Origin of the sequence: Mesorhizobium sp. M0018 (genome assembly GCF_040323955.1) — a bacterium.
Classification (GTDB): domain Bacteria; phylum Pseudomonadota; class Alphaproteobacteria; order Rhizobiales; family Rhizobiaceae; genus Mesorhizobium.
Genome location: NZ_JAMYVL010000029.1, coordinates 17,372 through 35,409, shown reverse-complemented (window position 1 = coordinate 35,409; position 18,038 = coordinate 17,372). Strand labels below are relative to the sequence as shown.

Genomic DNA, 18,038 nt, shown 5'->3' with positions numbered 1-18,038 from the left:
TGCGCGGCCTCCTTAGCCAAATGATAGCGGTTTCGCAAGGCGGTGAGGATTCCGTCGCCTTGCCCCGTCCATCAACCAGATTTCAAGCCACGCTCTTGGTGAGTTTTGGCTTTTGCTGCTCGACACGGGCGAGACCCGCTCCGGCGATGACGCGGTCACGGCCCTCAGCCTTTGCCTGATACAAAGCGCGATCCGCGGCATTGACGATCTCCGCCCATGAGGCGCCGAGCTCCGGGAAGGCGGCGACCCCGAACGACGCGGTGATGGTGCCGAGCGTGCGGCCGCGATGCGTGACATGCAGCTGCTTGATCGCCTTTCGCAGAGCTTCGGCGCGATCGGCGCCATCGGCCAGTGACGTTCCCGGCATCATCAAGGCAAATTCCTCGCCGCCGTAGCGCGAAACCACGTCGCTTTCCCTGACATGGTCGACCAGCGTGGCGGCCACCTGCTTGAGGACGAGATCCCCAGCTTCATGGCCGAACGTATCGTTGAACTGCTTGAAATGATCGACGTCGAGCATGATCAACGTCAGCGGCTGCTCGGCACGTTCCAGGCGCCTGAGCTCGCGGCTGCTGGTCTCCTCAAGGTAGCGGCGATTGTAGAGCCCGGTGTTGGGATCCCGGATCGACTGCTGCCGCAACGTCTCGCGCAGGCGCAGATTGGCAAGCGCCAACGCCAGCGTATCGACGACGCCACGCAGTATCTGCTGCCGTTCGGCAAGCCACTCCGGCTTGTCAACGGCATTCGGCTCGCACAGATGCAGGATGCCAAGTGTCTCTCCCTGCGCTGCTAGAGGCATACAGACATAACCGCGGCCGCCATTTTCGGTGATGTGGTTGCAGCGCGGCGTCAGCATGCCTGGACCGGCGACGTGCTCCTGGCCGCGCCGCAGCGCCCAACAATCTTCCGGTCCGAACTGGCCGACGCTCGACCGGATGGTGCCCCAATGCGCCATCTCCTCCACCAGGTTGCGCGACGCACTGGTCAGATGAACGGTTCCGCTCAATCCGCCGAAGAAATCAGGCATGGCGGAGCCGACGACGGAAAATGCCTCGTGAAAAGTGACGCAGGCCTGAAGCAGTTCGCCGAGCTTGACCAGGCGGGTCGTGGCCTCCGATGTCTCTTTCAGTTCACGATTGAGCCTCGCCAGTTCTTCGGCACGATCGTGCACCGCCCGCTCGGCACTGCGCAGGTCGCTGATGTCGCTGAGCGTCAGCACGATGCCGCCATCGGCGCGGTTGAGCGGATTGCAGCTGACGACCACGGGCAAGGAGGTCCCATCCGGCTTTGCCAGCCTCACCTCATTCTGGTGGCGGCGGCCGGTGGTCATGGCCAGTTCGACCGGAGATGTTCCCGACGCGGGCTTGTCTCCCGACGGCCCCCTGATATCCAGGGCCGACTGCCAGTCCTGCCCCACGACCTTGTCGCTGCGCCGCCCGATGATCTCGGCTGCCGCCGGATTGACGGACACGACCTGACCCTTGCCGTCGATGACGGCGATGCCTTCGGCAACGGTCTGGACGATGTCTTCGATGTAGGCCTTCTGATCGACAAGTTGAGCGCGCGAGGCTTCGATTTCGGAGGCCATAGTGTCGAACCCTTGCGCCAACTGTCCGAACTCGTCATCGGAGGTGCGGCCGATACGGGCCCCGGCGTCGCCGCGCGCCAGCGATTCGATGCCGCGGTTGAGACCAGCAAGGCCTTTACTGAAGCCTCGCAACAACAGGAAGGCGGAGGCCGCCGCGATCAGCACGGCTGCCGCGGTACACAGGCCCACAAGCCACAGCATATCGTTCGTGCGCTGCTGCGCGGCACGCAGCAGCGGCGTATATTCGAACAGGACGGCGCCGACGATCTTGCCGGGTGCATCCTCGATCGGCACCGCAACCAGGTCAATCGGATCGGCCACGTCGGCACTGGCCTCGACGAAGTTGCGCGGCACGCCGTCGTCAATCGTCCGGGCGATTTCATTGCCGGGATCGTAGTCGAACGTCGTGCCGATATTTTGCTCTTCTCCCGGAACGTCGGCGAAAATAACCTTGTTTTTGTCTACGATGACGAGATCGCGTTTCGAGCGGCCGTGCTGCAAAGTCACGAATTCGCGGAGCCCATCTGGTCTCTCGAATAATGAACGCGGCGCGTCCGATGCCCTGAAGGCAATAGTTTCGGCCAACTGCCGTGCGACGCTTGTCGCCTCGGCCAGCGCCACGGATTTGGTCAGCGATATCTGCGAGACGATCGCAACGCCGCCGACCAGGCCGATCAAGGCCACGGCGCTGAACAATGTCGCGACTATCTGGGTTCTTATGCGCACCGGGCTGCCCCTACTCGGACAGCAATCTAAATGCCAAACACTGACCCAACGTTAAGAAACCGCCAATATCGTAAATTTGCCGTTAAGCCACACCGGCCAGCTGCACTCCCAACGCGGGCGGTTCAGCCCGTCCGCACGATGGCCTGCCACAGGCGCGGATAGTCGAGGACGAAACCGAGCGGCGAGACCTCCAGTGTCTCGTGGTAGCCGAACATCGGGGCGGCATAGGCGTAATGTGCAGCATCGACGCGCTGATAGGTTTGCTCGAGGCGAACGAGCCTGAGTTCGGGAAATGTCAGATAGGCTGCCGGCGCGGGCGTCGCCATACCGACATCGAGGGCAAAGCGGCGAAGCGCCAAAAGGTTTGTGGCGGGCGTGAAGCCGAGATCGACATCGATGAGACCGTCGACTTCCGCTTGATGCTCGCCGTTCAGCGTCCATTGGCGCTCGGTCAGCCGGTCGATCCTGTAATGCAGCTGTTGCGTGCCGAAAAAGCCGTCGGCGCGCGCCGATCGTGTATGCCAATCGGCGTCGCAGTCCGCCTCGTAGGCGATGCTGCACGGCTCGCCGTCCTGGACGAAAAGCGCGTGTCCCCTGAGGTTCCACCCGGAACTCGCTTCCGACAGAAGGCAAGCGTCGTGGCCTTCCTGGTCAAGCCGGCGCCAAAGAATGGAAGCAACCGCTCGCATCATTGCGCACTCCTCCGAACCCGATGTCTCTGCTTCGTCCGCCAAAGCCTAGGCGTTTCCTTCCGGCACACCATCAACTGACACGTGCTGACACAAATGCAGCCGGCAAAAGGCGGCGCCGGAAGGCATCGCGCGCATCGCACCGCCGGCGGTGAATTTCGCGCCTTGACATTCGCAGCCTCGCGCCCGACTTCCTAGCGTCCGAGGAGACCACGCCATGCCTGAGCCCCGACGATCGACGATCGATGCCGGAGAGGTGGAACGCTTTTCCGCCCTTGCCGCCGAATGGTGGAACCCGAACGGCAAGTTCCGCCCGTTGCACAAGTTCAACCCGATCCGGCTTGCCTATATCCGCGACCAGGTGGCGGCCCGCTTCGGCCGCGATCCGCGTGCGGCACGGCCGTTCGAAGGCCTGCGCTTCCTTGACATCGGCTGCGGCGGCGGGCTCTTGTGCGAGCCGATGGCGCGGCTTGGCGCCGAAGTGGTCGGCGCCGATGCCTCCGCCACCAACATCGAAGTGGCCAAGCTGCATGCGGCGGAAGTCGGCGTGAGCGTGGATTATCGCGCCACGACCGCGGAAGACCTTGCCGATGCCGGCGAAAAATTCGACGTCATCCTCAACATGGAAGTGGTCGAGCATGTCGCCGATGTCGATCTGTTCCTGGCCAAATGCGGCGAGATGGTAAAGCCCGGCGGCATCATGTTCGTCGCCACCATCAACCGCACGCTGAAGGCCCTGGGGCTGGCCATCATCGGCGCCGAATATGTGCTGCGTTGGCTGCCACGCGGCACCCACCAGTTCGGCAAGCTGGTGCGCCCCGAGGAACTGGAAAAGGCGCTTGCCGGCGCCGGCCTGACCGTCATCGACCGCACCGGCGTCACCTACAACCCGCTCGCCGACCGCTGGCAGCGCTCGAAGGACATGGACGTCAACTACATGGTGCTGGCGGAGAAGGCATCCGTCTGAAGCTTACGCCTTCTGGCCTCTATGGCCTCTGGCTTTGCGCCTTGGTGGTGATGAACACGCCGGCGGTGATGATGACGGCACCGGCCCAGGTCAGCAGTTGATAGCGCTCGCCGAGGAAGAGGGTCCCGGCAAACAGCCCGACCGCCGCCGCGACATAGCCGATCTGGCTGAGATAGACCGGGCCGCCGACCGCTTGCAGGCGGAAGAAGAAGGCGAACATCGCCGAGGCTGATGCCACCTGTGCCGCTGCGACCAGCGGCACGCCGCCGAGCGAGCCGAATGCATTGCCGCCAAGCAGGACCAGAATGCCGGCAAACAGCATCAAGGCTGCTGCCAGGTGGCTGCCGACGGCGAGCTCGATCGGGCCGGTGCCTTCGGGCCAGTCGACGGTACGGTAAATGTTGCCGGCGGCGAGGCTGACCGGGATGAGCAGGCCCATCGCAACCCAGAAAAATTCGGCCGGCTGGCCCGCTTCGCCGCGCGTCACCGCCACCATGACTGCGCCGACGAAACCGACGACTATGCCGACGATGCCCAGCATGGTCGGGCGCCTGACGCCGAGCAGCATCGAGAACACCAGCGTGACGACCGGCGACAGCGTGAACATGATGCCGCTGTAGCCGGCGCCCAGATGCGGAATGGCTGAAAACATCAGCAGATTGGGGATTGCATATGAGACGGCCGCGGTGACGAAGAAATAGCGCAGCCTGTGCGGCGTAAGCCGCATGCGCTTCCCGTTGAGCAGCAATGCGCACAAAAGCACGCCGCCGGCACCAAGCGAGATGACGAAGGCCCAGATCATGGCGGCCACGCCGGCCGCCGTCGCGATCTTGCCGAACGGCAGCGTCAGGCCGAGCAGTCCACCGGTGACAACCAGAAGGCCAAGCGCCGAGTCCCAGAGAAATTTCATCGCACCGTCCCGTCGCCCGTTCGCGGCACTTGGCCAATATCGCAAGCTGAGGTAAGATAAGGTAAAGATTCTTCACGTCAAGATACATAACGGTGAGAGACATGGATCGCGCAGCAAAAGCGATCGGGCAATGGAAAAAGGAACGGCCGGATCTCGATGTCTCGCCGATGGCCGTGCTCGGACGGTTGAACGAGGCCGCCTCGCTGATCGCACGAGAGCGGCTGGCGCCGCTGTTTGCAAGTTACGGGCTGCAATCCGGGGAATTCGATGTGCTGGCGACGCTGCGTCGTTCCGGGCCGCCATACGCGCTGACGCCGACGGCTCTTTACGAGGCGACGATGGTAACGTCGGGCGCGATGACCAACCGCCTCGATCGGCTCGAGAAATCCGGTCTGATCAAGCGCGGGCCGCACCCCGACGATCGCCGCGGCATTGTCGTGCAGCTGACTAAAAAGGGTCTGGCGTTGATTGACGAGGCGGTTACCGCTCACGTCGCCAACGAGCACCAGATACTTTCTGGCCTGATACGCCCGGAGCAGATCATGCTGGCTCGCCTGCTCGAAAAATTGATAGCGAGCCTGAACTAACCGAAACGGCAACCACTGGGACTCTGCGATCATTGCATTGGGAGTCGTAACTGCCAGGGGAGTTTGCCGATGACAGAACATGCAGTCGTGATTGCCGGAGGAGGTCCGACGGGCCTGACCCTGGCAGGCGAGTTGGCGTTGGCAGGCATCGAAGTAGCCATTGTCGAACGCCGCCCGAACCAGGAGCTTGCCGGTTCGCGTGCTGGAGGTCTGAGCTCACGCACTCTCGAAGTTTTCGATCAGCGCGGCATCGCGGACCGGTTCCTCGCGGAAGGACAAATAGCCCAAGTCACGGGATTCGCGGCGATGCGTTTAGACATCAGCGATTTTCCGACCCGCCACAACTACGGGCTGGCGCTGAGACAGAAACACATTGAGCGCATTCTCGCTGGATGGGTCAGCGAGCTGGCAGTGCCGATCTATCGCGCCCGTGAATTAACGTGTTTCGTGCAGGACGACGCCGGCGTCACCATCGAACTGTCCGATGGTGCGTCGCTGCGGGCAAGCTATCTCGTCGGGTGTGATGGAGGCCGCAGTCTGGTCCGCAAAGCTGCTGGCATTGAGTTTCGAGGATGGGATGCGACGACCAGCAGCATCCTCGCCGAGGCCGAGATGGCGGAGGAGCCGCCACTGGGCATTCATCGCACCGCACTTGGCATCCATGCCTTCGGCAGGGAAGAGTACGAAATTCGTGACGGCAAGGTCGTCTTTGCCGATAAAGGTCCCATAGGCGTCATGGTCACTGAAAAGAATGTCGGCGCCACGACCGAGCCCACGCTGCGCGATCTCCGCGAAGCGCTCGTCGCCGCATGCGGAACAGATTACGGAATCCATAGCCAACCTGGATTTCCAGGTTCACGGACATGTCGCGGCAGGCGGCGGCTTACCGCAAGGGCCGGGTTCTCCTAGCGGGCGATGCCGCCCATGTGCATTCCCCGGTGGGCGGACAAGGCCTCAATATCGGTGTGCAGGATGCGGTGAACCTCGGTTGGAAGTTGGCCCAAGTGGTGAAAGGAACATCGCCTGAACGCTTGCTCGACACTTATCACATCGAGCGGCATCCGGTTGCGGCCCGCGTGTTGCGTACGACAATGGCACAGGTCGCATTGCAACGTACTGATGATCGCACTGAAGCCTTGCGTGAAATCGTATCAGAGCTCCTTGGGATGGAGGAGCCTCGCAAACGGATCGCTGCCGAGATGTCCGGACTTGGTATCCATTACGACCTCGGCCAGGGGCATCCGCTGGTCGGCCGCCGCATGCCCGACCTCGACCTGGCCACGCCTGATGGTCCCATGCGCGTATTTGCGCTCCTCCAAAATGCGCGGCCAGTGCTCTTGAATCTCGACGCGCCGGGCAGCCTCGACATCAAGCCGTGGTCAGACCGCATTAAGTTGGTTTACGCCAAATGCGACGATCCATGGGAGTTGCCTTCGCTAGGTTTGGTCTCCGCTCCAACCGCAGTTTTAATCCGACCCGACGGATATGTTGCTTGGGTAGGCGACAGGACGCAGGATGGTCTTCAAGACGCGATGAACACCTGGTTCGGACCACCGGGCTAAAAACCGCAAAAACCAGTTAGCTCGAATGGTCAAACGGCTACGGACGGCAAAAACTCAGATCCTGGTCGCCGAGCCTCGTTTGGGCCGGCGAACAGCTCTGATCTTGCCGCTGTTTCCGCCGCCACAGAAAAACTGGTCGCCGCCATCGGATTCGAGCCCCGACACGCCTGTTCCCGGCGGCATATCGAGCTTCTCAAGGACCTTTCCCGTTTCAGGATCGATCCGTCTGACATCGCTCTCCTCACCCTCCCAGGTGCCATGCCACAGCTCGCCGTCGACCCAGCTGACGCCGGTGACGACGCGGTTGGAAACGATGGTGCGAAGAATTGCCCCTGTCTCGGGATCGACCTGATGAATCTTTCGGCCCCGATGCTGCCCGACCCAGAGTGTTCCTTCGGCCCAGGCGAGCCCGGAATCACCGCCATTGCCGGGCGCCGGGATCGTCGCCAGCACCTGGCCATTCTTCGGATCGATCTTCTGGATGCGATCCTCGGCGATCTGATAGAGGTGCTGGCCGTCGAAGGCCGTTCCGGCGTGTGCCGCGACGTCGATCGAGCGCACCACTTTGCCGCTCGCCGGATCGAAGGCGTTCAATCTGTCGCCTGAGGCAAACCAGACATGCTCACCGTCGAAGGTAACGCCGTCCACGTGGTCGACACCCGGAAAGGGTCCATATTCTCGAAGGATTTCGGCTGCGGATCGTTCCATAATTCCATCCTAGTAGCCCGGCAGTGGGCCGGGGAGTAACAAGATTGTCGGGAAACCCGTCAGCGGCGGGGTCATCCAGCGACGCGCCCGTCCGCGGCCGAACGACTGCACCTTGCCGGCCTGGGCGAGCTGCTCGAGCGCTCGCTGCACGGTACGCGAACTGGCTCCAAGCGCAATCGCCAGGGCCGAACTCGACCAAGACTCGCCGTCCGCGAGGAAGGCGAGCACGGCGGCATGCTCTTCTTCGACGGGTGGCGCCAGCACGACGACCTCACCTGCGCGGCGCGGGGCCAGCGCAAAGCCCCGCTTCGTCGCGCTCACATCCGCCAAGCTCCGAAGCTCCGCGCGAAGCCGCCCGACTTCGACGCGCAATCGTGCGCGATGTGATTCGTCCGCGTCCTTTCCGCGGAAAGCGCGCGCAATGAGCGTCGCTCTTGCCACGTCCCCCGGCCAGGCTTCGGCCAGCGCGCGGGCCAGCGCGAACAGCACCGGGCGGGTCGCCAGCGAGACGACGGTGTCTGCGACACGCACGACATTGCGGCATGCATCCACCACGAGCGCCCCCGACGCCAGGAGCGCTTCGACTTCATCGAGCAGGAGGGGCCGTTCCCCGCCACGCGCGACAAGGCGCGCGGCCGGCGTGTCCAGCACCAGCGATGCGCTCTCCACCTCCGCGATCAGCGCGGGGATGCCCGCCGCGCGCGCCGCCCGCGCCGCCAGGCCGAGCGCGGCGCGCGCAGGACCGGTCCGCAAGCGGCGGATGGCGATGCCGGCGACAGCCAGCTCGTGGGCGGCCCGCGATGCCGGCGGCAGCGGCGACGGATCGAAGCCGTCCAGCCTGCGCTCGGCTTCGTCGAGATGGCCGATCAGCAGCAGGCGCCGAACGTCGAGGTTGCGCGCATGCGCGGCGTTGACGCGGTCGCCATGCTTTTCGAGCGTCGCCCGTGCGGCGTCGAGTGCCTTGGCCGGCCAGGTAAGGTCGCGCGAGACGAGCGCGATCTCGGCCTCGGCGACGATACACCGCGCGCGGGCCACGGCCTCCCTCGGGCTGAATGCGCGCGCCGCCCTCTTGAGAAGAACCTTCGCCCGAACCAGGTCGCCAAGCTGCGCCATCGCGATACCGCGCAACGCCAGCGCCGGCGCATCGTCGCGCAGCGCAACCCGCTTCAAGGCGCCGAGCGGATCGCCCGTCGCAAGCGCATGCGCCGCGGCCGTGATCAGCGAGTCCATCGGAATCCCGTCACACTTGTCACTCCCATGGCTTCGATGCCCGGCGCTAAGTCCATCTCACCAACCAGTCGTATCGACAACGGCGACTGTAGCCAACCTGAGTTGCGGCGCGCCAACGCTCGAACACAACGATAAGCATTAGGAGAGACGCAATGAAGATCGAAGGTACAACCATCCTGGTGACTGGCGCCAATCGGGGCATCGGTCGGGCACTGGTCGAGGAAGCCCTGAGCAGAGGCGTAAAGCGCGTCTATGCCGCAACCCGCCAACCGATGGCTCATCCGGACCGGCGTGTGACGTCCCTGACCATGGATGTGACCAACGCTGCGCAGATCCGGGAGGCCGTCGAGAAGATCGATGCTCTCGATATCCTCATCAACAACGCCGGCGTATCGCCCATCGATGACCTCAGCGACCGTCGTGTGCTCGAACAACAGCTCGCCGTAAACCTCTTCGGCTCGTACGACGTTACCCAGGCTCTGCTGCCGTTGCTCGCCCGGTCGCGGGGAGCCATCGTCAACATTCTGTCGCTGGCCTCGATTGCCGCCGTGCCGTTCAGTCCGGCTTACTCCATCTCGAAGGCGGCCTCGTTCTCGCTGTCGCAGTCGTTGCGCACCCTTTTGGCCGGACGGGGTGTCAGCGTCCACAGGGTCCTTCCCGGCCCGGTGGACACGGACATGACACGGGGCCTGGACATCGCGAAAGCCTCTCCGGAGTCTGTCGCGCGGGCGATCCTGGACGGAGTGGAGAACGGCGAAGAGGAAATCTTCCCCGATCCCATGTCGGAATCCCTGGCGGAGGGCTGGCGCAGCAGTGCAGTCAAGGCGCTTGAACGCCAGTTTGCAGCCTATGCGGAAGCAACTCCGTCAAGTGAAGCAAGCCCGTCAGGCAGTGAGCATGAAAGAAGCAGCGAAACGATTACCCGCGAGCCCCATCCTTGCTGCTCGGCCTGAAATTGCGGACGCTTGTGCAGGGGGCGGCGGCATGGCTCCACGACGCAGCCGGTCGCCTGTCACCGACGACGGCGCCGACCTTCAGATCATGGCTCTGCCTGGCGGAGAGATGCCTCGCTATGTCTGGAGCAAGTTGACGGATCAGTTGCGGTCGTCGGGGAAGCTTGGAATAGGCATGAACTCGACACCGTCTTCGGCGAGGCTCTTGGCCTCGTCCAGCGTCGCCTCGCCATAGATACCGCGCGGATCGCTTTCGCCGAAATGGATCTTGCGCGCTTCCTCGGCGAATTTGTCGCCGACATAGTCGGCATTCTCGCGCACCTTGTCGGCCAGCGCCTTGAGCTGCGCCAGCGCCTGCTTCTGCGCCTCGCCCATGGCCAGCGCGATGCTTTCGCGCTTGCGCCCGGTGGAGACGGCAGGCGCCATCAGCGCCTTGTCGACCTTGTGCGAGCCGCAGGCCGGGCAATCGACGAAACCGCGCCTCTTCTGGGTGTCGAAATCGTCGTTGCTGCGGAACCAGGCCTCGAACTCGTGCTCGTGCTCGCAGATCAGGGAAAAGCGGATCAAGAGGCGGCACCCCTCAGCGGCATTGCCTCCGCCGAACCGGCGTTTACGGCAAAATCGCGTGCGTTTTTGAGATTCGGTATCTTTTTGCGCGCGGCGACTGACTGCGCCGGGTCGATCTCGGCGACGATCACCGCCGGCTCGTCATGCGCAGCTTCGGCGACGATGCGGCCCCAGGGATCGACGATCAGCGAATGGCCATAGGTTTCGCGGCCGTCCTCGTGCACGCCGCCCTGCGCGGCGGCAACCACATAGGCGCCGTTCTCGATAGCGCGCGCCCTGAGCAGCACATGCCAATGCGCTTCGCCGGTCTGGCGGGTGAAGGCGGCGGGCACCGTAAGCAGATCGGCGCCGGCCAGCGCCTCGGCACGGAACAGCTGCGGAAAGCGCAGATCGTAGCAGACGGCAAAGCCGAGCTTCGCGCCATTGACTTCGGCGACGACGGCCTCGGTGCCAGGCTCATAGGCGGCGGATTCGCGCCAGCTCTCGCCATTGTCGAGATCGACGTCGAACATGTGGATCTTGTCGTAGGTGGCAATCCTGGCGCCGTCCGGCCCGAACAGAAGGGCGCGGTTGGCAAGCTTGCCGTCGGCGCGCAGAATGGCGGTCGAGCCGATATGCAGGAAAATGCCGAGCTCGCTGGCCAGCCGCCGCGACGTCGAGACGACGATGTCCTTGTCTTCGGAGGTGAAGGAAGCGGCCCGCGCCTGGCTGTCGCGGATCAGCGCGCCGGTCATTTCCGGCGTCTGGATATAGGTCGCGCCAAGGCCTGCTGCCTCGCGCACCAGCCGTTCCAGATCGACCGCATTGCGCTCCGGGCTGGTTCCCGAACGCATCTGGATCGCCGCCGCCTTGAAACCACCCATCGTCATGTCCTTATCTGGCCGAGCCGTTGGCGAGCAATTTGTCCAGCCGTCCTTCCGCCTCCAATTCGTGGAGATCGTCAGAGCCGCCGACATGCGTGTCGCCGATGAATATCTGCGGAAAGGTGGAACGGCCGTGAGCGCGGGAGATCATCTCCTGGCGCAGCTCCGGCGAGAACGAGGCGTCGTGCTCGGTGTAGGTCACACCCTTCCTGTCGAGCAGCCGCTTGGCCGCGGTGCAATAGCCGCACATCATCCGCGTGTAGATCGTCACATCGACCATCGGTCAGCAATCCTGCCTCGTTCCTAGGCTATATAGGCGCCGATTCGTCGGCCCGAAAGTCCCCCGGCAGCACACGCGCAAAGGTCAGTACGTCGACCGCGCCGGCGCCGCCCTTCTTCAACGCCTTGGCGACCGCGCGGACGGTGGCGCCGGTGGTGTAGACGTCGTCGATCAGCAGCACCCGGCGGCCGGTGATTTCGATCTCCGCCTCATCAGGCACTTTGAATGCGGCGCGAACATTTTCCTCGCGTTCCCGCCGCTCAAGCCCGACCTGCTGGCGCGTGAGTTTGACGCGCCTGATGGCTGATGGCGCGAAAGGCCGCTCCCCGAGCTGCGCCACCGCCCGCGCCAGTTCCGCCGACTGGTTGAACTGCCGTCGGAAGAAACGCCGCCAGTGCAGCGGCACCGGCACGACCACGTCGGCCTCGGCGATGAGCTCGGCACCGGCGCGAAGCATCCAGCGCGCCATCCACGGCGCCAGATCGGTGCGGTCCTGGTATTTCAGCCCTTGCACCATCTGGCGGGCAACGCCGGAATAGGCGACCGCCGCCCGCGCGCGCTCGAACGGCGGCGGGTCGGCTATCGCCTCCGCCGAAAGGAACCCTTCACCCATACTGTGGGTGAACGGCGTGCCCATCACCGGGCACCATGGCCGTTCCAGCAACCTGAGTTTCGGCCAGCAGGCGCCGCACAACACGCCGGGCTGCGAGACATGGCGGCGGCAGCCGGCACAGACCGGCGGGAACAAGAGGCGCGCTGGCCAGCCCACTGCCTTGCGGGCAATGCTCTTGATCGCAATACGCTTGATCTCTAGCATGGGATCGGCCATGTGGTTGGTCCTCCGCATCACTATATCAGAGAGCGAAGCACAAGGACCTGCCCATTGCAGCCTGTAATTGACACCTCGCTCTGGCTGGCGCGCAAGCGCCGGGCACTGACCCGTCCCATCGCCGGCGCGGATTTCCTCATGCGGCGGGCGGCCGAGGATCTTGCCGACCGGCTCGGCGCCGTCGAACGCAGGTTCGGCAAGGCGGCCTCGTTGTTTTGCCAGACGCCGGCTGCAGCAGAGGTGCTCGCCGAAAGCGGCAAGGTGACGGAAAACGTGCGCGTCGAGGCCGACGCCGCTTTCCTGGGTGGCCAGCCAGGACTGTTGGCGCCGTTGGAAACCGTGCCATTCGAGCCGGAAAGCCTCGACCTCGCAGTGTCGCTGCTGTCGCTGCAGGCGATGAACGACATTCCCGGCATGCTGGTGCAGGTCCGCCGGGCGCTGAAGCCGGACGGGCTTTTCCTCGGCGCCTTCGCCGGCACAGGCACGCTCTCCGAACTGCGCGAAAGCCTGATTGCCGCCGAGACCGAACTCTATGGCGGCGCCAGCCCGCGTGTGATCCCGTTCACCGACGTCCGCGACGCCGGCGCGCTGCTGCAGCGCGCCGGCCTGGCACTGCCGGTTGCCGACGTCGAGACGATCACGGTGCGCTACGATTCGCTATTTGGCCTGGTCGCCGACCTGCGCGCCATGGGCGAGACCAGCGCGCTTGTCGACCGCAGCAGGCGGCCGGGCACGCGAGCGCTGTTCGCGCGCGCCGCCGAAATCTATGCGGAGCGGTTTTCGGATGCCGATGGCCGCGTCAGGGCGAGTTTCTCGGTGGTCTGGATGTCAGGCTGGGCGCCCGATGCCTCTCAGCAAAAGCCGCTGAAGCCGGGCTCCGCAAAAATATCGCTGAAGACAATCCTGGAAAACCCCGGCGGCCCCTGAGCGCATCCTTGCGCAAAAGCCAAGCGTATTCCACGCAAAAGCTAGCGGGGTCACTGTGCAAAAGCGTTGGCAAGCTTGCTGCTGTTGTCGCTGAACAACCACTGGATGGCGCCGGCAGCCTGGCCAATACCAGCGACAATGGCAAGCGACAGCACGGCGACGATCAAACCATATTCGATAGCCGTCGCACCCCTCTCGTCTTCTAAAAATCGTTGCAGCAAGATTTTCATGGGCGCCATCCCTCTTGCCTGAACCTAGCGCCGACCCGTTAAGAAAGGTTAATGCGACAGGCTTAACGCGCGGTGAACCATCTGCATTCTAGGAACCAGCTGCATTCTAGGAACCAGCCGAATCCTGGAGATCTGTTGAGGAGTCAGCAGTCGCCGCTGCTTCTGCCATCGGCCCGTATAACGCAGACCGAACTGGGCAGCGGCTGCAGCACGCTCTTGCGTAGCGTATAGCTGTCGCGCTGGCCGATCGAGCCGGTGCTCATCGTATCAAGCCCGTCGCGGGCAAACTGCGAGCGGGTCCGGCTGTCGAGGTAGGGCGTCGCGATCAAGGCCAGAGCCACCGCGGCCGAGCCGAACAAGAGGGCGATGCGCAATATTCCCATGCCGGCATTGGCGGCGCCAGGAAGGCGGTCGGGCCAAGGCCAGTCCCAGTCCTTTTCAAGGCTCATGCAAATCGCTCCCCAGCGGTGGAATCGGCGAAACCGCCTAGCGTCAATTTTTCACGGTCAGATAAATCTTTCATTAACGCTGCTGCCGGCGCGTTGCGGCGCTGCCCGATTTACGGCAGGTCGGCCGCTACAGCAGATCGATGAGGAACTGGATCAGCGGGGCATCGGCCGGCGGCATTGGAAAATCGCGCATCTGGCGCGGCCGCACCCATTTCAGCACCTGGCCTTCCTTCGGTTGGGCAATGCCGCGGAACCGACGGCAGACGAACAGCGGCATCAGCAGGTGAAAATCATCGTAGGAATGGCTGGCGAAGGTGAGTGGCGCCAGGCAAGGGATGTCGGTTTCGATGCCGATCTCCTCGTACAATTCGCGGATCAGGCATTGTTCCGGCGTCTCACCGGGCTCGACCTTGCCGCCCGGAAACTCCCACAGGCCGGCGAGTTGCTTGCCTTCGGGCCGCTGCGCCAAAAGCACGCGCCCGTCGGCATCGACCAGCGCGCAGGCCGCGACCAGGAGCAGGCGTTTGCCGATCGTATCCAAGCCGCTCATGCGCCGGGTGGCCGGCGATAGCGATAACGATAGACTTCGTCGAATCCGAGCGAACGGTAGAGCGCCAGCGCCGGCGCGTTGTCCGCCTCGACCTGCAGCCAGGCTTCCCGCGCCCCGCGCAGCCGCGCCCATTTCAGCGCCGACCGGATGAGATGGCGGCCATGGCCCTGGTTGCGCACCGACCTGTCAGTGGCGATCTCGAACAGGCCGGCAAGGTCGCCGTCATGCACGCAGATCAACGTTGCCAGCGGTTCGCTGCCGGCCTCCAGCGCAAACAGCCCGGCCTCCGGCTGGATGGCGCCGATGATCTCCGACAGGCCCGGACGCAGCGACACATCCGAGCCGCTCACCTTGAGCGCCGCGCCGATGAAACGGCTGATGTCCTTCAACGGAATCTGGTCCATGGCATCGTCGAGCGCGGCGTCCGCCAGCGGCAGCCGCATGACCAGCGACTCCGCGAACGTACTCCAGCCTTCGCTGTCGAGGTACTTCGAAAGATCAGGCCCCGACAGCGGTGAGATGCGAAAGGTCAGCGGCCTGCCATAGGCGTCGAAGCGGCGGCTGGCGCGACCGATGCGCTCGGCAATGTGCTGGATGTCGCCCGGATCGAGCGGATTGACCGAGTTCAGCCGCTTGGCCGGGTGGCCGGCCGTCAGCCGCACCACCCAGGTGCCGTCATAATGGACGGCGGCCGCCGGCCAGGCGCGAAAGCCGGCCGCCTCATAGCGGCGCACGATCGCCAACACGCTTGCCGGATGTCTGGAAGCCAACGCCATCAGCTCCGATAATCGCCGTTTATGGCGACATATTCCTTGGTGAGATCGCAGGTCCACACCGTCGCCTTGCCGCGGCCGATGCCGATGTCGGCGCGGATGCGGATCTCGTCGCGCTTCATATACGCCGAAGTCGCCTCCTCGGAATAAGCGGCGTCGCGCTCGCCCTGATAGGCCAGGCGGTTATCGCCGAACCAGATCGACAGAAGGTCGCGGTCGGCCGGTTCGCCGGCCTTGCCGACGGCCATGACGACGCGGCCCCAATTGGCGTCCTCGCCGGCGACTGCCGTCTTGACCAGCGGCGAATTGGCGATCGACAGCGCGATGCGCTTGGCCGAGCGGGCCGATTTGGCCCCGGTGACGGTGACCTCGACCTGCTTGCGGGCGCCCTCGCCGTCGCGCACCACCTGCAGTGCCAGCGATTTCAGCACCTTGCCGAGGGCACGGCGGAAGGCGCCGAGGCGCGCATCCTTGGGGTCGGAAATTGCCGGCGCGCCGCGCCTGGCGGCAGCACCCGTGGCGAACATCAGCAGCGTGTCGCTGGTCGAGGTGTCGCTGTCGACGGTAACCGCGTTGAAGGTCTTGGCCGTGCCGCGCGACAGGAGGTCCTGCAGCACCGGTGCTGCGATCGGCGCATCGGTGGCGATGAAGGAAAGCATCGTCGCCATGTCGGGCGCGATCATCCCGGCGCCCTTGGCGATACCGTTGATGGTGACGTCGGCATCGCCGAGCTTGACCGTCGCGGTCGCCAGTTTGGGATAGGTGTCGGTAGTCATGATCGCCTTGGCGGCTTCGGTCCACAATTCCGGCTTGCCGTCCTTGACCAGCCCGGCCAGCAGATGGCTGAACTTGCCGGCGTCGAGCGGTTCGCCGATCACGCCGGTCGAGGCCAGGAATACCTCGCCCGCTGTGCAATCGGCCGCTTTCGCCGCCACCTCGCCCGTGAGTGCCGTCGAGGCGCGGCCCTTCTGGCCGGTAAAGGCATTGGCATTGCCGGAATTGACCACCAGCACGCGTGCCTTGCCAGCCACGAGATTCTGCCGGCAGAAATCGACCGGCGCCGAAGGGCATTTCGACCTGGTGAACACGCCGGCGACGGTGGTGCCGGCGTCGAACACCATGGCCAGCAAGTCGGTGCGGTTCTTGTATTTTATGCCGGCCTCGGCGGTGGCGATGCGCACGCCCTCGATCACCGGCATCTTGGGATATTTCTTCGGCGCGAGCGGCGAAACCTGTGTGGACATGGAAGACCCCGGGCGGGAAAAATCGCGAAAGGAACGCCGGTTTGCCCGATAGCACGCGCTGGCGCAAGGCGTTTCACAGCCGTTACGGGTGCCGGAAGCCTGACACCGCCTCATGCAGCAAGCAGGCTGTTGCAAATTTGTTGGCGTCGCTGCGACCGATAGCGCTATGATCCTGCCCCATGGGCAGGCTTGTGGTCTTGGCACTGGCGTTTCTGGGCTTTCTGCTGCTGCGCGCCGATGCGCAGACGGCGCGGCGCGTGGCGCTTGTGGTCGGCAACGGCAGCTACGCCGAAGCCGGCACGCTGGCCAATCCCGTCAACGATGCGCTCGACATCGCCGACAAGCTGCGCGCCATCGGCTTCGAGGTGATCGAAGGCAACGATCTCGGCAAGCGCGAGCTCGAACGCAAGATCGGCGAATTCTCCGATGCGCTGCAAGGCGCCGGTGCCGGGCTGTTCTACTATGCCGGCCACGGCCTGCAGGTCGACGGGCGCAACTTCATCGTGCCGGTCGACGCCCGGCTGGACATGCCGGTCAAGCTGCAGCTCGAGGCGGTGCCGATCGACGAGGTTCTCGACATCATGGAGCAGCAGACCAAGGTCAGCCTGGTCTTCCTCGATGCCTGCCGCAACAACCCGTTTGCCCGAAGCCTCAGCCGCAGCACCATCACGCGCTCGGCGACGGCTCTCGCCGGCCTCGCCCAGTTCGAGTCGACACGCGGCTCATTCATCGCCTTCTCGACTGCGCCCGGCGCCGTCGCAATGGACGGGACGGGGCGCAACTCGCCCTTTGCGGCGGCACTTTTGCGGCATATGGCCGAGCCCGGACAAAGCATCAACGACATGATGATCGCGGTGCGCCGCGACGTCGTTTCCGCAACGCGCGAGGCGCAGCGTCCCTGGGAGCAGGGGTCGCTGCTCGAGCGTTTCGAATTCGTTCCGGGCGGAGACACTGCCCGGCAAACGAAACCGGCCGTCAGCCCGGCTCCCGCGTCTGAGGTCGCAGCGCTCGAGCGCTCCGTCGGCGACAAGAGCGCCATCGAGCAGTTTCTGCGCCAGGACTATCTGGCGCTGGATGCCAAGAGGATGCGCGAAACCGTCAAGCGGCTTTACGGTGCGTCGGCCACCATCTACGGCACGCGCTACGACAGCGAGGCGATCGTCAAGGTCAAGACGGACTGGTTCGCGCAATGGGCATCGTGGTCGTTCGGCCTCGAGCCCGGCAGCCTTGAGGTGACGCCGCACGGCCAGGACCGTGCCGACGTGGTTTTCGCCATGCGCTACGACTATGTGCCGAAAGACAAATCGGCGCAGCGCCTGACCGGCAAGGCGCGGGTGACGCTGGAACTCGTGCTGGCCGACGGCGCGTGGCGCGTTGCCTCGGAGACGTCGCAAGCGCTGGAATGA

General features: G+C 64.4%; 19 protein-coding genes and 1 pseudogene. 6 read left to right on the top strand and 14 right to left on the bottom strand.

The features are described from left to right. Window positions 1-82 precede the first annotated feature (82 nt). Together NKJ81_RS28610 and NKJ81_RS28605 are read right to left on the bottom strand one after the other, a co-directional pair. Window positions 83-2,314, bottom strand: coding sequence for a sensor domain-containing diguanylate cyclase (locus tag NKJ81_RS28610; protein WP_352471316.1), 2,232 nt, complete (start codon window positions 2,312-2,314; stop codon window positions 83-85). 122 nt (window positions 2,315-2,436) lie between these two features. Next, on the bottom strand, window positions 2,437-3,006 hold the full coding sequence (locus NKJ81_RS28605) for a putative glycolipid-binding domain-containing protein (RefSeq protein WP_352542483.1): 570 nt from the start codon (window positions 3,004-3,006) through the stop codon (window positions 2,437-2,439). Between the two features lie 214 nt (window positions 3,007-3,220). Here NKJ81_RS28605 and ubiG point away from each other — a divergent pair, with 214 nt between their 5' ends. After that, window positions 3,221-3,970: a bifunctional 2-polyprenyl-6-hydroxyphenol methylase/3-demethylubiquinol 3-O-methyltransferase UbiG gene (gene ubiG, locus NKJ81_RS28600; RefSeq protein ID WP_254816707.1), complete on the top strand. Its 750-nt coding sequence runs from the start codon at window positions 3,221-3,223 to the stop codon at window positions 3,968-3,970. Window positions 3,971-3,989: 19 nt separating this feature from the next. Here ubiG and NKJ81_RS28595 read toward each other — a convergent pair whose 3' ends face one another. Next, window positions 3,990-4,880, bottom strand: coding sequence for a DMT family transporter (locus NKJ81_RS28595; RefSeq protein WP_352542482.1), 891 nt, complete (start codon window positions 4,878-4,880; stop codon window positions 3,990-3,992). Window positions 4,881-4,981: 101 nt separating this feature from the next. Between NKJ81_RS28595 and NKJ81_RS28590 the strand changes: the two genes are divergently transcribed. Then, window positions 4,982-5,467: a MarR family winged helix-turn-helix transcriptional regulator gene (locus NKJ81_RS28590; protein WP_352542481.1), complete on the top strand. Its 486-nt coding sequence runs from the start codon at window positions 4,982-4,984 to the stop codon at window positions 5,465-5,467. Between the two features lie 69 nt (window positions 5,468-5,536). After that, window positions 5,537-7,029 (top strand): annotated as a pseudogene (locus NKJ81_RS28585) (FAD-dependent monooxygenase). Window positions 7,030-7,083: 54 nt separating this feature from the next. Here NKJ81_RS28585 and NKJ81_RS28580 read toward each other — a convergent pair. Beyond that, complete coding sequence (locus NKJ81_RS28580) at window positions 7,084-7,737, bottom strand: Vgb family protein (RefSeq protein ID WP_352471321.1); 654 nt, start codon at window positions 7,735-7,737, stop codon at window positions 7,084-7,086. A 9-nt stretch (window positions 7,738-7,746) separates the two neighbouring features. Further along, complete coding sequence (locus NKJ81_RS28575) at window positions 7,747-8,967, bottom strand: helix-turn-helix domain-containing protein (protein WP_352471322.1); 1,221 nt, start codon at window positions 8,965-8,967, stop codon at window positions 7,747-7,749. A gap of 152 nt (window positions 8,968-9,119) precedes the next feature. Between NKJ81_RS28575 and NKJ81_RS28570 the strand changes: the two genes are divergently transcribed. After that, entirely contained in the window at window positions 9,120-9,920 is an 801-nt protein-coding gene (locus NKJ81_RS28570) for an SDR family NAD(P)-dependent oxidoreductase (RefSeq protein ID WP_352542480.1), read from the top strand. 141 nt (window positions 9,921-10,061) lie between these two features. On the opposite strand, the gene NKJ81_RS28565 is transcribed toward NKJ81_RS28570, so the two are convergent. The 4 genes from NKJ81_RS28565 to NKJ81_RS28550 are packed head-to-tail and all read right to left on the bottom strand — an operon-like array spanning window position 10,062 to window position 12,459. Continuing rightward, entirely contained in the window at window positions 10,062-10,487 is a 426-nt protein-coding gene (locus NKJ81_RS28565; protein ID WP_352471325.1) for a DUF1178 family protein, read from the bottom strand. Further along, window positions 10,484-11,350, bottom strand: coding sequence for a carbon-nitrogen hydrolase family protein (locus NKJ81_RS28560; protein ID WP_352503211.1), 867 nt, complete (start codon window positions 11,348-11,350; stop codon window positions 10,484-10,486). Before NKJ81_RS28560 ends, NKJ81_RS28565 begins: the two co-directional genes overlap by 4 nt. Before the next feature lie 10 nt (window positions 11,351-11,360). Further along, on the bottom strand, window positions 11,361-11,630 hold the full coding sequence (gene grxC, locus NKJ81_RS28555; RefSeq protein WP_352491813.1) for a glutaredoxin 3: 270 nt from the start codon (window positions 11,628-11,630) through the stop codon (window positions 11,361-11,363). A gap of 28 nt (window positions 11,631-11,658) precedes the next feature. Further along, window positions 11,659-12,459 carry a ComF family protein gene (locus NKJ81_RS28550; protein ID WP_352542479.1) on the bottom strand — a complete coding sequence of 267 codons (801 nt, stop codon included), beginning with the start codon at window positions 12,457-12,459 and terminating at the stop codon, window positions 11,659-11,661. 54 nt (window positions 12,460-12,513) lie between these two features. Between NKJ81_RS28550 and NKJ81_RS28545 the strand changes: the two genes are divergently transcribed. Continuing rightward, window positions 12,514-13,386, top strand: coding sequence for a methyltransferase domain-containing protein (locus tag NKJ81_RS28545; protein ID WP_352542478.1), 873 nt, complete (start codon window positions 12,514-12,516; stop codon window positions 13,384-13,386). 50 nt (window positions 13,387-13,436) lie between these two features. Here the strand turns inward: NKJ81_RS28545 and NKJ81_RS28540 are convergent, their stop codons facing one another. From NKJ81_RS28540 to argJ, 5 genes are all read right to left on the bottom strand, one after another. After that, entirely contained in the window at window positions 13,437-13,616 is a 180-nt protein-coding gene (locus NKJ81_RS28540; protein WP_352453066.1) for a Flp family type IVb pilin, read from the bottom strand. Between the two features lie 143 nt (window positions 13,617-13,759). Then, window positions 13,760-14,065, bottom strand: coding sequence for a hypothetical protein (locus tag NKJ81_RS28535; protein WP_352542477.1), 306 nt, complete (start codon window positions 14,063-14,065; stop codon window positions 13,760-13,762). A 127-nt stretch (window positions 14,066-14,192) separates the two neighbouring features. Then, window positions 14,193-14,615: a (deoxy)nucleoside triphosphate pyrophosphohydrolase gene (locus NKJ81_RS28530; RefSeq protein WP_023677979.1), complete on the bottom strand. Its 423-nt coding sequence runs from the start codon at window positions 14,613-14,615 to the stop codon at window positions 14,193-14,195. Continuing rightward, complete coding sequence (locus tag NKJ81_RS28525; protein WP_352471332.1) at window positions 14,612-15,391, bottom strand: GNAT family N-acetyltransferase; 780 nt, start codon at window positions 15,389-15,391, stop codon at window positions 14,612-14,614. Before NKJ81_RS28525 ends, NKJ81_RS28530 begins: the two co-directional genes overlap by 4 nt. Further along, window positions 15,391-16,632, bottom strand: coding sequence for a bifunctional glutamate N-acetyltransferase/amino-acid acetyltransferase ArgJ (argJ, locus tag NKJ81_RS28520; RefSeq protein ID WP_352471333.1), 1,242 nt, complete (start codon window positions 16,630-16,632; stop codon window positions 15,391-15,393). The genes NKJ81_RS28525 and argJ overlap by 1 nt, the downstream gene beginning before the upstream one ends. A gap of 179 nt (window positions 16,633-16,811) precedes the next feature. Here argJ and NKJ81_RS28515 point away from each other — a divergent pair, with 179 nt between their 5' ends. After that, window positions 16,812-18,038 (top strand): caspase family protein, encoded by a 1,227-nt coding sequence (locus tag NKJ81_RS28515; protein ID WP_352542476.1) that lies wholly within the window; start codon window positions 16,812-16,814, stop codon window positions 18,036-18,038.

Excerpts from the sequence above, each read along its gene's own strand:
- NKJ81_RS28605 (WP_352542483.1), bottom strand. The coding sequence starts at position 3,006 with ATGATGCGAGCGGTTGCTTCCATTCTTTGGCGCCGGCTTGACCAGGAA.
- ubiG (WP_254816707.1), top strand. The coding sequence starts at position 3,221 with ATGCCTGAGCCCCGACGATCGACGATCGATGCCGGAGAGGTGGAACGC.
- NKJ81_RS28595 (WP_352542482.1), bottom strand. The coding sequence starts at position 4,880 with ATGAAATTTCTCTGGGACTCGGCGCTTGGCCTTCTGGTTGTCACCGGT.
- NKJ81_RS28590 (WP_352542481.1), top strand. The coding sequence starts at position 4,982 with ATGGATCGCGCAGCAAAAGCGATCGGGCAATGGAAAAAGGAACGGCCG.
- NKJ81_RS28580 (WP_352471321.1), bottom strand. The coding sequence starts at position 7,737 with ATGGAACGATCCGCAGCCGAAATCCTTCGAGAATATGGACCCTTTCCG.
- NKJ81_RS28575 (WP_352471322.1), bottom strand. The coding sequence starts at position 8,967 with ATGGACTCGCTGATCACGGCCGCGGCGCATGCGCTTGCGACGGGCGAT.
- NKJ81_RS28570 (WP_352542480.1), top strand. The coding sequence starts at position 9,120 with ATGAAGATCGAAGGTACAACCATCCTGGTGACTGGCGCCAATCGGGGC.
- NKJ81_RS28560 (WP_352503211.1), bottom strand. The coding sequence starts at position 11,350 with ATGGGTGGTTTCAAGGCGGCGGCGATCCAGATGCGTTCGGGAACCAGC.
- grxC (WP_352491813.1), bottom strand. The coding sequence starts at position 11,630 with ATGGTCGATGTGACGATCTACACGCGGATGATGTGCGGCTATTGCACC.
- NKJ81_RS28550 (WP_352542479.1), bottom strand. The coding sequence starts at position 12,459 with ATGGCCGATCCCATGCTAGAGATCAAGCGTATTGCGATCAAGAGCATT.
- NKJ81_RS28540 (WP_352453066.1), bottom strand. The coding sequence starts at position 13,616 with ATGAAAATCTTGCTGCAACGATTTTTAGAAGACGAGAGGGGTGCGACG.
- NKJ81_RS28535 (WP_352542477.1), bottom strand. The coding sequence starts at position 14,065 with ATGAGCCTTGAAAAGGACTGGGACTGGCCTTGGCCCGACCGCCTTCCT.
- NKJ81_RS28530 (WP_023677979.1), bottom strand. The coding sequence starts at position 14,615 with ATGAGCGGCTTGGATACGATCGGCAAACGCCTGCTCCTGGTCGCGGCC.
- NKJ81_RS28525 (WP_352471332.1), bottom strand. The coding sequence starts at position 15,391 with ATGGCGTTGGCTTCCAGACATCCGGCAAGCGTGTTGGCGATCGTGCGC.
- argJ (WP_352471333.1), bottom strand. The coding sequence starts at position 16,632 with ATGTCCACACAGGTTTCGCCGCTCGCGCCGAAGAAATATCCCAAGATG.
- NKJ81_RS28515 (WP_352542476.1), top strand. The coding sequence starts at position 16,812 with ATGGGCAGGCTTGTGGTCTTGGCACTGGCGTTTCTGGGCTTTCTGCTG.